This window comes from uncultured Microbacterium sp., assembly GCF_963528945.1.
Lineage (GTDB): Bacteria > Actinomycetota > Actinomycetes > Actinomycetales > Microbacteriaceae > Microbacterium.
This window is the reverse complement of record NZ_CAURWX010000001.1, coordinates 415,097-427,084: the sequence shown is the minus strand read 5'-3', so window position 1 is coordinate 427,084 and position 11,988 is coordinate 415,097. Positions and strand designations below refer to the sequence as shown.

The 11,988-nt window shown below is 71.2% G+C and carries 12 protein-coding genes and 1 tRNA gene; 5 read left to right on the top strand and 8 right to left on the bottom strand.

What is annotated here, in order from left to right:
- Positions 1-75 precede the first annotated feature (75 nt).
- Entirely contained in the window at positions 76-810 is a 735-nt protein-coding gene (locus tag RWS82_RS01865; RefSeq protein WP_400190050.1) for a hemolysin III family protein, read from the top strand.
- Positions 811-845: 35 nt separating this feature from the next.
- Here the strand turns inward: RWS82_RS01865 and RWS82_RS01860 are convergent, their stop codons facing one another.
- Positions 846-1,130, bottom strand: a complete 285-nt coding sequence (locus tag RWS82_RS01860; protein ID WP_314646281.1) for a hypothetical protein — start codon at positions 1,128-1,130, stop codon at positions 846-848.
- Positions 1,131-1,198: 68 nt separating this feature from the next.
- On the opposite strand from RWS82_RS01860, the gene RWS82_RS01855 reads away from it, so the two are divergent.
- Positions 1,199-1,585, top strand: coding sequence for a DUF4307 domain-containing protein (locus tag RWS82_RS01855; protein WP_314646278.1), 387 nt, complete (start codon positions 1,199-1,201; stop codon positions 1,583-1,585).
- Between the two features lie 93 nt (positions 1,586-1,678).
- Positions 1,679-2,167, top strand: coding sequence for a transcription elongation factor GreA (gene greA / locus RWS82_RS01850; RefSeq protein ID WP_314646275.1), 489 nt, complete (start codon positions 1,679-1,681; stop codon positions 2,165-2,167).
- Positions 2,168-2,230: 63 nt separating this feature from the next.
- Here the strand turns inward: greA and ilvA are convergent, their stop codons facing one another.
- Positions 2,231-3,460: a threonine ammonia-lyase gene (gene ilvA, locus RWS82_RS01845; protein ID WP_314646274.1), complete on the bottom strand. Its 1,230-nt coding sequence runs from the start codon at positions 3,458-3,460 to the stop codon at positions 2,231-2,233.
- The gene (locus tag RWS82_RS01840) at positions 3,457-4,653 is read right to left on the bottom strand and encodes an AI-2E family transporter (protein WP_314646272.1); all 1,197 of its coding nucleotides are present in this window, start codon (positions 4,651-4,653) and stop codon (positions 3,457-3,459) included. The genes ilvA and RWS82_RS01840 overlap by 4 nt, the downstream gene beginning before the upstream one ends.
- Before the next feature lie 86 nt (positions 4,654-4,739).
- Here RWS82_RS01840 and RWS82_RS01835 point away from each other — a divergent pair, with 86 nt between their 5' ends.
- Positions 4,740-5,996, top strand: a complete 1,257-nt coding sequence (locus RWS82_RS01835) for a DNA glycosylase AlkZ-like family protein (protein ID WP_314646271.1) — start codon at positions 4,740-4,742, stop codon at positions 5,994-5,996.
- Positions 5,997-6,027: 31 nt separating this feature from the next.
- Here RWS82_RS01835 and RWS82_RS01830 read toward each other — a convergent pair whose 3' ends face one another.
- The 3 genes from RWS82_RS01830 to RWS82_RS01820 all read right to left on the bottom strand — a co-directional run bounded on the left by RWS82_RS01830 (position 6,028) and on the right by RWS82_RS01820 (position 9,237).
- Entirely contained in the window at positions 6,028-6,594 is a 567-nt protein-coding gene (locus RWS82_RS01830; RefSeq protein ID WP_314646269.1) for a LemA family protein, read from the bottom strand.
- Positions 6,595-6,685: 91 nt separating this feature from the next.
- Entirely contained in the window at positions 6,686-7,999 is a 1,314-nt protein-coding gene (locus RWS82_RS01825) for a D-arabinono-1,4-lactone oxidase (RefSeq protein ID WP_314646266.1), read from the bottom strand.
- Positions 7,996-9,237, bottom strand: coding sequence for an alanine racemase (locus RWS82_RS01820; protein ID WP_314646265.1), 1,242 nt, complete (start codon positions 9,235-9,237; stop codon positions 7,996-7,998). The genes RWS82_RS01825 and RWS82_RS01820 overlap by 4 nt, the downstream gene beginning before the upstream one ends.
- 86 nt (positions 9,238-9,323) lie before the next feature.
- On the opposite strand from RWS82_RS01820, the gene RWS82_RS01815 reads away from it, so the two are divergent.
- A tRNA-Leu gene (locus tag RWS82_RS01815) sits at positions 9,324-9,396 on the top strand.
- Positions 9,397-9,438: 42 nt separating this feature from the next.
- On the opposite strand, the gene RWS82_RS01810 is transcribed toward RWS82_RS01815, so the two are convergent.
- Together RWS82_RS01810 and RWS82_RS01805 are read right to left on the bottom strand one after the other, a co-directional pair.
- A complete protein-coding gene (locus tag RWS82_RS01810; RefSeq protein ID WP_314646263.1) occupies positions 9,439-10,245 on the bottom strand; it encodes a cation-transporting ATPase in 807 nt (268 codons plus the stop codon).
- A 292-nt stretch (positions 10,246-10,537) separates the two neighbouring features.
- On the bottom strand, positions 10,538-11,986 hold the full coding sequence (locus tag RWS82_RS01805; RefSeq protein WP_314646260.1) for an FAD-dependent oxidoreductase: 1,449 nt from the start codon (positions 11,984-11,986) through the stop codon (positions 10,538-10,540).
- Positions 11,987-11,988: the final 2 nt, after the last annotated feature.

The window sequence follows — 11,988 nt, the reverse complement described above, 5'->3', positions numbered from 1 at the left end:
TCGCCGCCGGAGCGAGAGGTGGGACGCCGGGCATATGTACGGCTCGTGGAATGCCGGCGCGCTTAGAGTGAGCAGGTGAGCACTCCCGACGACTCCGCCCCCGACCTGCCCCAGCTGCCGCTGCTCGAGGCCGCAGCCGTCGACGCCGCCGTCGAGGTCAAGCCGACCTGGCGCGGATGGATCCACGCCGGCACGTTCCCCGTCGCGATCGCGGCCGGGATCGTCCTGATCGCTCTCGCCCAGGGTGCACCCGCGAAGTGGGCCTCGGCCGTGTTCATGGTGAGCTCCCTGCTGCTGTTCGGCAACTCCGCGCTCTACCACCGCGTCGACTGGAGCCCGCGGGTGAAGGTCGTGCTCAAGCGCATCGACCACGCGAACATCCTGCTCCTCATCGCCGGCACGTACACCCCGATCGCCACGCTCGCCCTGCCTCCCGAGAAGGGTGTGCTCCTGCTCTGCCTGGTATGGGGCGGGGCCGTCCTCGGCATCCTCTTCCGGGTGTTCTGGATCCATGCCCCCCGCTGGCTCTACGTCGCCCTGTACCTTCTGCTGGGCTGGGCCGCGGTCATGTACCTCGGAGACCTGCTGCAGGCCAGCGTCGCGATGATGGTGCTGGTGGTCGTCGGCGGCCTGCTCTACACCGGTGGCGCGATCGTCTACGCGCTCAAGCGCCCCAACCCGTGGCCGGGCCACTTCGGATTCCACGAGATCTTCCACGTGTGCACGGTGCTGGCGTTCCTGTGCCACTGGGCGGCGTGTCTCATCATCGCGGTCGAGCCGCTGGCTCCGTCGCTCGGCATCCCCGGCTGACCCCGCACCGCCGGGGCCCGTCGCGACGCTCGGCGTCAGCGGGTACGGGGGTCGTCGTCGCCCTCTTCGGCGACCGGCAGGTCGGCATCGGTCTCGGTCGCCTCGTCGGCGGCCCGAGCGGCCTCTTCGGCGTCGAGCTCGTCGCGCACCTCTTCGCGGTAACGGACGCGGCGGATGCGGCGGTTCATGTCCCAGATCAGGAGGATCACGGCGATCAGCACCACCACGATCGCGGCGAATCCCACGAAGCCGGGGGTCACGGCCTCGGGGTCGACGGTCATCGAGGGGGTCGGCATCGGGGTCGCGGAGAGAGCGAACATGAATCGGCCTTTCGTACGCAGGTCGCATAACCTGGTATCACCAGCCTAACGATCGGAAGACCCGCACCGTGACGACCCCCGAGCAGCTCGCCGACCGCTACGGCCGCACCCGCACGCGGCGGACGCCCTGGATCATCGCCGCGGCCGTCGCATTCGTGCTCGTCGCCGCCTACGCGTGGGGAATCGTGGCGCAGTCGATGAACTCCGTCGACGCCGACGATCTGGGCTTCACGCTGGTCGACGAGCACAGCGTCGACGTGCGGTTCCAGCTCACCGGCGTGCAGGGCAAAGACGTCGTCTGCGTCGTGGAAGCCCTCGACGAGGAGTTCGGCGTCGTAGGCTGGAAGGTCGTCGAACTGCCGGCGGGCGAGGGGCACACGCAGGCGCACGCCACCCGGGTGCCGACCGTCGGCGAGGCCACGACAGGTTTGGTCAACAGCTGCTGGGTCGCCTAGACTCGACCCAGACAGACGACGCCCTGGCAGATGCCGGGGCGTCTTGGCATATCCCCGCCGAGTGCGGCCGATACCGAACGAAGGAGCTTCGTCATGTCCACGGATGCTCAGGTCCCCTTCCTCACGCAGGAGGCGTACGACCGGCTGGTCGCCGAGCTCGAGCACCTCTCCACGACGGGCCGCGACGAGATCGCGAAGCGCATCGAAGCCGCCCGCGAAGAGGGAGACCTCAAGGAGAACGGCGGCTACCACGCCGCGAAGGACGAGCAGGGCAAGCAGGAGGCGCGCATCCGCACGCTCGAGAACCTGCTGAAGACCGCGAAGGTCGGCGAGGCGCCCGCGAGCCGCGGCGTCGTCGAGCCCGGAACGGTCGTGACCGCGATCGTCGCCGGGGGCGAAGAGGTCTTCCTGCTCGGCAGCCGCGAGATCGCCGTCGGCAGCGACCTCGACGTCTACAGCGAGGCCAGCCCGCTCGGTACCGCGATCCTCGGGCTGAAGGTGGGCGAGAAGGCCGCCTACGAGGCTCCCAACGGTCGCTCGATCGCGGTCGAGATCGTCAAGGTCGAGACCTACACGGGCTGACATCGCCCGCATGCGACAGCGCCCCTCCACCGTTCGGCGGAGGGGCGCTGTCGCATGTACGGCTCAGTCGGCGACCACGATGGGGCTGAAGCCCTCACGGCGGAGCGTGTCGAGCGTGAGCGCGGAGTGCTCCGGACCGCGCGTCTCGACGCTGAGTTCGAGGATGACGTCGCTGATCTGCAGACCGTGCCCGTGGCGCGTGTGCATCGCCTCGATGACGTTCGCGCCCGCTTCGGCGATGAGTTCCGACACCCGGGCGAGCTGCCCGGGGCGATCGGGCAGCGGGATGCGCACCGTGAGGTAGCGTCCCGACGCGGCGAGGCCGTGCGAGACGACGCGCTGCAGGAGCAGGGGGTCGATGTTGCCGCCGGACAGCACGGCCATGGTGGTGCCCGTCGCCCGGATCTTGCCCGCCAGGATGGCCGCGACGCCTGCCGCGCCGGCCGGTTCGACGACGACCTTCGCCTGCTCGAGCAGGATCAGCATGGCGCGCGCCAGGTCGTCGTCCGACACCGTGACGACCTCGTCGACGAGGTCTTTGATGATGTCGAACGGGATCGCGCCGGGACGGGCCACCAGGATGCCGTCGGCGATGGTCGGCCGTGTCTCGATGTCGACCGGGCTCCCCGCGACGAGCGACGGCGGCACGGCGGCGGCGTTCTCGGCCTGCACCCCGACGATCCGCACGTCGCGGCCGCGCTCGGCGGCGCGGGCCTTGACGGCGGCGGCGACGCCGGCGATCAGCCCTCCCCCGCCGATGCTCAGCACGATGGTCTCGACGTCGGGGGCGTCGTCGAGCAGCTCGAGCCCGAGCGTGCCCTGGCCGATCACGACGTCGCGATGATCGAACGGCGGGATGAGCACCGCTCCCGTGCGCTCGGCGAACTCGGCGGCGAGACGCAGCGAGGTGGCGACCGTCTCGCCCTCCAGCACCACCTCGGCGCCGTACCCGCGGGTGGCGAGGAGCTTGGGCACCGGGACCCCGAGGGGCATGAAGATCGTGGCCGGGATGCCGAGCGACTGCGCGGCCAGTGCCACACCCTGGGCGTGGTTACCGGCGGAGGCGGCGACGACGCCCCGCGCTCGCTCGGAGGCGCTGAGCTTCGACAGCCGGTAGGCGGCGCCGCGGATTTTGAACGATCCGGTGCGCTGCAGGTTCTCCATCTTGAGCAGCACCGGTGCGCCGAGGATGTCGGAGAGCGCCCGGGAGGGCAGCGTCGGCGTGTGGGAGATCACCTCAGCCAGACTCTGAGCAGCGTGCTCGAACTCGGTCAGGCTGGGGACTGCGGTCATCGATTCCTCCGTCGGGGCTGTCGCGGTACGGTGCTCCAGATCAGGTCGGCGTCGGGGGGCGCGCCGGTGCGCCAGGAGCCCGAGCTGATGGTCACGGCCACGACGTTCACGAACGCCGCGAGCGGCACGGCGAACAGCGCGCCGGGGATGCCGCCGATCATCGATCCGCCGGCCACGACGAGCACGACCGCGAGCGGATGCACCTTGACCGCGGAGCCCATGAGGATCGGCTGCAGGACGTGGCCCTCGAGCTGCTGCACGCCGAGCACGACCGCCAGCATGGCCAGCGCGATCCACGGGCCGTTGTAGACCAGGGCGAGCAGCACGGCGATCGCGCCCGTGACGACGGCACCGACGATCGGCACGAACGAGCCGAGGAAGACCAGGACGGCGACGGGGAGCGCCAGCGGGACGCCGAGCAGGGCTGCACCCACGCCGATGCCCACAGCGTCGATCGCCGCGACGAGCAGCTGGGTGCGTGCGTAGTTCACGATCGTCGCCCAGCCGTTGCGGGCCGCGCCGTCGGCCGCCGGGCGGGCGGCCTTCGGGAAGAGGCGCAAGGTCCATCGCCAGATCCCCGCACCGTCGGCCAGGAGGCAGATGAGGATGAACAGCGACAGCACAGCTCCGGTGACGACGTGCGCCGCGGTGGTGCCGACCGCCAGGGCGCCGTTGAGGACGAGCTGCGCCTGTTCGTTGACGAGCGCGAAGCCCTGGTCGATGTAGCCCTGGATCTGCGCCTCGGAGAGGTGCAGCGGGCCGTCGAGGAGGAACTGGCGGAACTGCTCGACCGCCGCCCCGGTGCGCTCCTGAACGTCGGGGAGCTGCGCACGGATCTGCCAGACGACGAGCCAGAGCAGCGTGGTGACGATCGCGATGGTGCCCAGGATCGAGACGGCCACGGCGAGCCAGCGGGGCACGCGGTGGCGGATCATCCAGCCGAACGCGGGCCAGAGAAGTGCGGTGATGAGGATGCCGACGAGGAGCGGGATCACGAGCAGTTTGAGCTCGATCACGATCCAGATGAACCCCGCCACGACGGCGGCGATCAGCAGCAGACGCCAGGCGTAGCCTGCCGTCACGCGGAGCGGCAGCGGGATGCGGTCATCGGCCTCCGTGGACACCGTTCGGTCGGTGCTCACCGGGCGCGGACGGCGCAGATCTCTCCACCGCGGTCGCTGGTCGTCGCTCATCGCCCAAGTCTACGGCGCGCCCGTATGCCGCCACGCGCATCTTTCCGCGAGCGGTGATGTCGGCACCCCCCGCTACGCTGGCCCCCGTGACCGAGACGTACAGCGCCGCGCAGGCCCGCCGAATGGCCCTCGCCGCCCAGGGCTTCACGCGCGCACGACCCGCCGCCGTCGGGCCCCGCCACGTGCACCGGGTGATGGACCGCCTGGGCGTGTTGCAGATCGACTCGGTCAACGTCTTCGCGCGATCGCATTACATGCCGCTGTTCTCGCGTCTGGGGGCCTACGACCCCGCTCTGCTCGAGCGGATGTTCCATGCCCGCACGACGCACTACATCGAGTACCTCGCGCACGAAGCGACGTTCGTTCCGGTCGAGGACTGGCCCCTGTGGCGCTTCCGTATGGACGACTACCGACGGCGGTGGGAGAAGCCCGACTCGTGGGCCACGGCCAACCGGCGCACCCTCGACTGGGTGCGCGACGAGCTCGCCGCCCGCGGTCCGCTCCGCCCCGTCGATCTGCGCGACGACGCGCCCCGCGAGCGCGGCACGTGGTGGGACTGGGACGATGCGAAACTCGCGCTCGAGCACCTCTGGCGCACCGGCGATGTCGCGATCAGCGGACGCCGCGGCTTCGAGCGCATCTACGCTCTCGCCGAGCAGGTGATCCCTGCGGCACTGCACGACCGGGCGGTGCCGCGCCAGGACGCGATCCGGGAGCTGATCCGACGTGCGGCTCGCTCCTCCGGCATCGCCACGGCCTCCGACCTCGCCGACTACTACCGCATCCGTGATCGGCCGGCGATCACCGCGGCGCTCGCAGACCTGGTCGACGCCGGCGAGATCGTGCCCGCGCAGGTGCGCGGGTGGGAGCGCGGCGGTCGTCCGCTCGCCGCGTGGCGGCATCGCGACGCGGTCGTGCCGAGATCGGTGCGCACCGCAGCACTGCTGACGCCGTTCGACCCGGTGGTGTGGTTCCGCGACCGCGCGCTGCGGGCGTTCGACCTCGACTACCGCATCGAGATCTACGTGCCCGCGCACAAGCGCCGGTACGGCTACTACTCCCTGCCCGTGCTCGTCGCAGATCGCATCGCCGCGCGCATCGACCTGCGGGCAGACCGCGCCTCGTCGACCCTGCAGGTGCAGTCGGCGTGGTGGGAGCCGCAGGGGCGCCGCGACGACGCCGAGAGCATCGCGGTCGAGATCGTACGCGCGGCGACTTGGCAGGGCCTCGAGAACGTCTCGGTCTCCGGGTGGGGCGACGCTGCCGATGCCGTACGCGGTGCCCTGGGAGCCGGAGGGCGCACGGTGCTCCGGCACGTGCATCCCCGCGAGCGGTCGGACTGACGCGGGAGCGCCCGGCAGCCGAGCGGCTACGTCAGAACTGCACGCGGGGGGGCTCGGAGATCGCGCCGCTGTCGGCGACCTCGAAGAACTCGCGCTCGGTGAACCCGAGGCCCTTCGCGAAGAGGTTGTTCGGGAACACCTTGATCTTGGTGTTGAGCTCCCGCACGCCACCGTTGTAGAACCGGCGGGCGGCCTGGATCTTGTCTTCGGTGTCGACCAGCGCCTGCTGCACCTGCAGGAAGTTCGTCGAGGCCTGCAGTTGCGGATACGCCTCGGCGACCGCGAAGAGGCTGCGCAGCGCCTGCTGCAGGTGCCCCTCGGCGATCCCGGCCGCGCCGGGGCTGCCCGCCGAGAGCGTCTCCGCCCGCGCTCGGGTGACGTTCTCGAACACCGCCTTCTCGTGCGACGCGTATCCCTTGACCGTCTCGATGAGGTTCGGGATGAGGTCGGCCCGCCGCTTGAGCTGGACCGTGATGCCGCTCCATGCCTCATCGACGCGGACGTTCAACTGCACGAGGGAGTTGTAGGTCGCCCAGAGGTAGATCCCGACAAGCAGGATCACACCGACGATGATCAGTACCGGCACGAGCCATTCCATCAGAGGCCCACCCTTCCTCGTGTTTGTCTCATCCTATCCACCGCTCCTGCACGCAGACTGGGCGTGCGGGACGGCCGCGCCGCGGCCCTGTTCACGCGCCGAGCACGCGATCGAGGTACGCGTTGCGGAGCATCCGCGAGGGGTCGAGCCTCTCGCGCACCGCGAGGAAGTCGTCGAACCTCGGGTACGCGTCGCGCAGCTCCGCCGCACCCAGCGTGTGCAGCTTTCCCCAGTGCGGCCTCCCGCCGTGGGCCCGCATGATGCGCTCGACCGCCTCGAAGTACTCGGTCGGGTCGGCTCGCCAGTACCGATGCACGGCGATGTATCCCGTGTCGCGCCCGTACGCGGTCGAGAGCCAGCGGTCGTCGGCGGCCGTGAAGCGCACCTCGATCGGGAACTCGATGCGCCACCGACGACGTCGGATCAGGTCCTGCACCTCGCGGAACGCCGACACGACCTCGCCGGCCGGCAGCGCGTACTCCATCTCCCGGAAGCGCACGGTGCGCCGCTGCGTGAGCACTCGATGCGAGAGGTCGGTGTACGCGCGGTCACCCGTGAGCTTCACGGCGAGGCGGCTGAACGGCGGGGTCACCGCCGGCACGACACGCCCCGCCGCGCAGACCGCGCGGTAGATCCCGTTCGACAGGAGCGATTCGTCGACCCACCGGCCCACCGGCGGCAGCGGCGCACGCGGGGCGGACTCCGGGAGGCGCGTCTGCCTCTTGGTGAGGGCGACGTCGGTGTGCGGGAACCAGTAGAACTCGAAGTGGTCGCTGTCCGCCACCCGGACGTCGAGCGTGTCGAGCACATCGTCGAGCGGGAGCGGCTCGTCGACGGCATCGAGAACGAAGGCGGGAACGCACTGCAGTGTGACGTCCACCAGGATGCCGAGCGCGCCGAGGCCGAGGGCCACCGCGGGCAGCAGCTCGGCGTCGTGCTGTTCGTCGATCCGCAGCATGTCGCCCGATGAGGTCACCAGGGTCGCGCCCACCACCTGCGTCGCGAGGCCCCCGAAGCGGGCACCCGTGCCGTGGGTGCCGGTGGAGATCGCTCCCGCGATGGACTGCCGGTCGATGTCGCCGAGATTCTCCATCGCGAGGCCGTACGGCGCGAGCAGGGCGGGGATGCGATGCAGCCGGGTACCGGCGAGCAGCGTCACGCGCCCGCTGTCGGCGTCGGCGTCGACCACCCCCTGAAGGTCGTCGAGTTCGAGCAGCACGCCGGGGGCGATAGCGATGCCGGTGAAACTGTGCCCGGCGCCCACCGCCTTCAGGGGTAGTCCCTGCGCCGCGGCCGCCTGCACGGCGCGCTGCACACCCTCCCGCGTGCGGGGCCGCTCGACGCGCAGCGGACGCACGGACGCCGATCGTGCCCAGTTCTGCCAGGTTCCCCCGATACGCGTCACAGGAACGCCTTCCCCTCGCCGCGGTAGGTGGGCAGTTCGGCGACGACCTCATCGCCGGAGACGACGTGGTACCGGTCGATGCGTTCGGCGGGCTCTCCGCTCTTCGCATGCCGGAACCAGACGCGGTCGCCCACCCCCAGGCGCGCGGCACCGGGGCCCTGCAACGGCGTCTGCACCTCCCCCGCCGCTTCCCGCGAGAACGTGCGCAGCCCTTCCGGCCAGACCGGCCGGGGCTGACGCGACGCGACCGCGGGCCCGGACGCGATCCATCCGCCGCCCAGCACCGTCACGATGTCGGCAGCCGGGCGCCGCACCACGTCGAAGGCGAACGCGGCCGCCGGCGCGGGCCGGAACGACCGGTATCCGTCGAAGAGGTGTCCGCCGAGCAGTCCGCTGCCGGCGCTCGCTTCGGTCAGCGACTCGTCGGTGGCGGTGAACTCGAGCGACCCGGTGCCGCCGCCGTTGAGGAACTCGAGCGGTGCCACCGCCGTGGCCGCCGCTACGACGAGAGCACGCCGCTCCCGCAGCTCTTCGCGGGATCGCGCCTGCACCAGGCGGATGAGCGGAGCATCCGGGCCCGCGGCGTCCCCCTGCCCCGCGATCTGCGCGTCGTACATCTGAAGGCCGACGAGTCGGAAACCCGGCCGCGCGGCCACGTCGCGAGCGAGTGCGGCGACCTCGCCCGCCGTGAACAGCGCGGAGCGGCGCACGCCGATGTGCCCGAGGAGCGCCGAGCGCCACGAGGCGTCGACGTCGATCGCCACCCGGAGCTCGGGGCGCTGACCCGGACCGGCCACGCTGTCGATGAGGTCGAGGTGCGCGGGGTCGTCGACCATGAGCGTGATGCGTCGGGCCGCACGATCGTCGGCGACCAGGTCGGCGAGCGCCGCGCGATCGACGGTCGGGTAGCCGAGCACGATGTCATCGTGAGTCTCGGCGAGCCACAGCGCCTCTCGAAGGGTGAACGCCAGGATGCCCCGGAAACCGGGCAGCGCGAGCACCGCATCGAGCACTCCCCGCACGCGCACCGACTTCGACGCCACCCGGATGGGAAGGCCGCCCGCGCGTACCAGCAGATCGAGAGCGTTGTGCCGCAGGGCCTCGCGGTCGATGACCCCAACCGGAGCGGGCAGATCGCCCGTCGCGGCCGACAGCCGCGACCAGTACCGCGCGGGGTCATCCCATTCGGGGGCGACGGAGGCCGCACGCGGGCTCAGATCGGCTGTGAGGTCGAGCACTCCCCCACCCTACGGCGTCGGACACCCGGGGTCACGGGTGCCGACACCCGATCGCACGTGTCGGGCTCCATTAGGCTGGCCCGGCGGCCCCCGTAGCCCAATGGCAGAGGCAGGCGACTTAAAATCGCTTCAGTCTGGGTTCGAGTCCCAGCGGGGGCACTCCACCGCTCGCCTCCGCCGCATGGTCGGGCGCCGGGGCGATCAGCGCCCGAACAGGTCGCGGATGCCGTGCAGACCGAGGTCGCCCAGCTTCTCCCCCCATCCGCTCGCCGTTTCCCCGAGACCGCTCACCGCGTCACCCGCGGAACCCAGCACGCCCTCCGCGGATCCCGGGATGCCCTCGACGTCGATCCCACCCGCCAGCGCATCCAGGTCGATCCCCTCGGCCAGGGCCGTGAAGTCCACGCCCATGCCGGCCGCCTGCTCGAGAAGCGTGCCACCGACGGTGCTGAGCACGGCGCCGCCGGCCACGACCCCGAGCACGCCCAGGGCGGCTCCCCCGGCGAGCCCTGCCGCGCTCCCGCGCCCCGGGCGCACCCGCGAGAGCAGACCGCGCATCCGGCCCGGGGCGGCGGCCTCTGCGCGCCCGGCCGACCGCGCCAGGTGCGCGGGGGAGGCTGAGACGGGCCGCTCGTGCGGGGGCAGCTCGGCGCGCATCCGCTCCTCGACCTGGGTGCGCTGGGCGGGCGTCAGCCGCTCGAAGGCCTCTCGGTGGATCTGCTCCACCTGATGCGGATCCGCCGTGCGCAGGAGGTAGTCGTAGCGGGCGATCGCCGCACGGTCGGCGTCCACTCCGGATGCGCTCGATCCCGTCGACCCGCGTCGGTTAGCGTCGCCGGCGCGTGCGGCCGGCGGCGGCGCGTACGGGGCGTGCGGGCGCGCGCCGGGAGCGGGCGAGGGCGAGCGATGCTCGGCGGGCCGCGATCCGGCGGGGCGTCGATCGCGATCGGAGCCGTCGAGGTCGAGGGCCTGAGCGGCCATGCCGAGGAGGCGGGTGAGCTTTCCCATGGTGGTCGTTCCTTCGTGTCGTTCACGACGACCGGGATCCACCACGGGTGCGAGGGGGCCACAGTCGTCCGCGAATGCGGGCGCCAGGTCTCCTCCACCCTCACGGGCCGATGGGCCGGGACACCGGAGGTGTCCGTCATGACGACGCCATCGCAGACGGGAGTACTCCCCTTGCACGACCGACGCTATCGAGCGCATCTATGAATCGCCTGCGCGCGAACTCCCGCAGCCTCCCGGGCGGAGACGACGAACGCCCCCGATTCCGGAGAGTCGGGGGCGTTCGGGAAGCCGATTACTTCGCGGCGGCCGGCTCGGCGGCCTTCTCGGCGGTAGCGTCCGCCGGAGCATCCGCCTTCTTCGCCGGGGCGGACTTCGCCGGGTCCTTCGCGGCCGGGGCGGCGGCCGGCGATGCGTCGACGGTCGGACGGGGACGCGCCGCGAACTCCTCGAAGACGTACCGCGGGTTCTGCACCGTCTGCAGGTTGACCAGGTCGCGACCCAGCCACAGGTTGTTCCACCAGCCCCACAGCACGCGCCACTTGCGCTCCCACGTCGGCATCGCCAGACCGTGGTAGCCGCGGTGGGCGACCCACGCGATGAAGCCCTTGAGCGCGATCTTGCCCGACTGGAAGACGCCGTTGTAGAGGCCCAGGCCGGCAACGGCTCCGAGGTTCTTGTGGAAGTAGTCGCGCGGCTCCTCGCCGCGGAGGACGGCCACGAGGTTCTTCGCGAGCAGCTTCGCCTGACGCACGGCGTGCTGGGCGTTCGGCACGCAGTAGCCGCCGACGCCACCCCCCGACAGGTCGGGGACGGCAGAGACGTCGCCGGCTGCCCAGGCGCCCTCGACGATGTCCTCCGCCGTGCCGACGCGCAGGTCGGCGCGGGTCTGGATGCGACCGCGCTCCTCGACGGGCAGGTCGCCGCCGCGGACGACGGTCGGGTTCGCCATGACACCGGCGGTCCAGACGATCAGGTCGGTCGGGATGACCTCGCCGGTCGAGAGCTCGACGTTGCCGTCGATCGCTCCGGTGAGCTGCGTCTCGAGGTGCACGTTCGCACCGCGCTTGGCGAGATCCTTCAGCACCCACTCGCTCGTCGGCAGCGACACCTCGGGCATGATGCGGCCCATCGCCTCGATGAGGTGGAAGTGCGTGTCGTCGAACGTCAGCGTCGGGTACTTCGAGACCAGCGAGGAGGCGAGCGAGCGCAGCTCGGCGAACACCTCGATGCCCGCGAAGCCACCGCCGACCACGACGACGGTGAGGAGACGATCGCGGGCGGGGCCGGCGGGCAGCGTGGCCGCCTTGTCGAAGTTCGACATCAGGCGGTCACGAATGGCGACGGCCTCTTCGATGGTCTTGAGGCCGATGGCGTTGTCGGCGATGCCCGGGATCGGGAACGTGCGCGAGACGGCGCCGGCGGTGACGACGATCTGGTCGTACGCGAACTCGTACGCGTCGCCGGACGGCGGCGTGATCGTCGCGACCTTGCGCGCGTGGTCGATGTTCGTGACCTTCGCGGGGATGATGCTCGTGCGCTTCAGGTGGCGGCGGTGGGCGACCACCGAGTGGCGGGCCTCGATCGAGCCGGCGGCCACCTCCGGAAGGAAGGGCTGGTACGTCATGTAGGGCAGCGGGTCGACCATCGTGACCTCGGCCTCGCCCTTACGCAGGTGCTTCTCGAGCTTCCACGCGGTGTAGAAGCCTGCATAGCCTCCACCGACGATCAGAATCTTGGGCACAG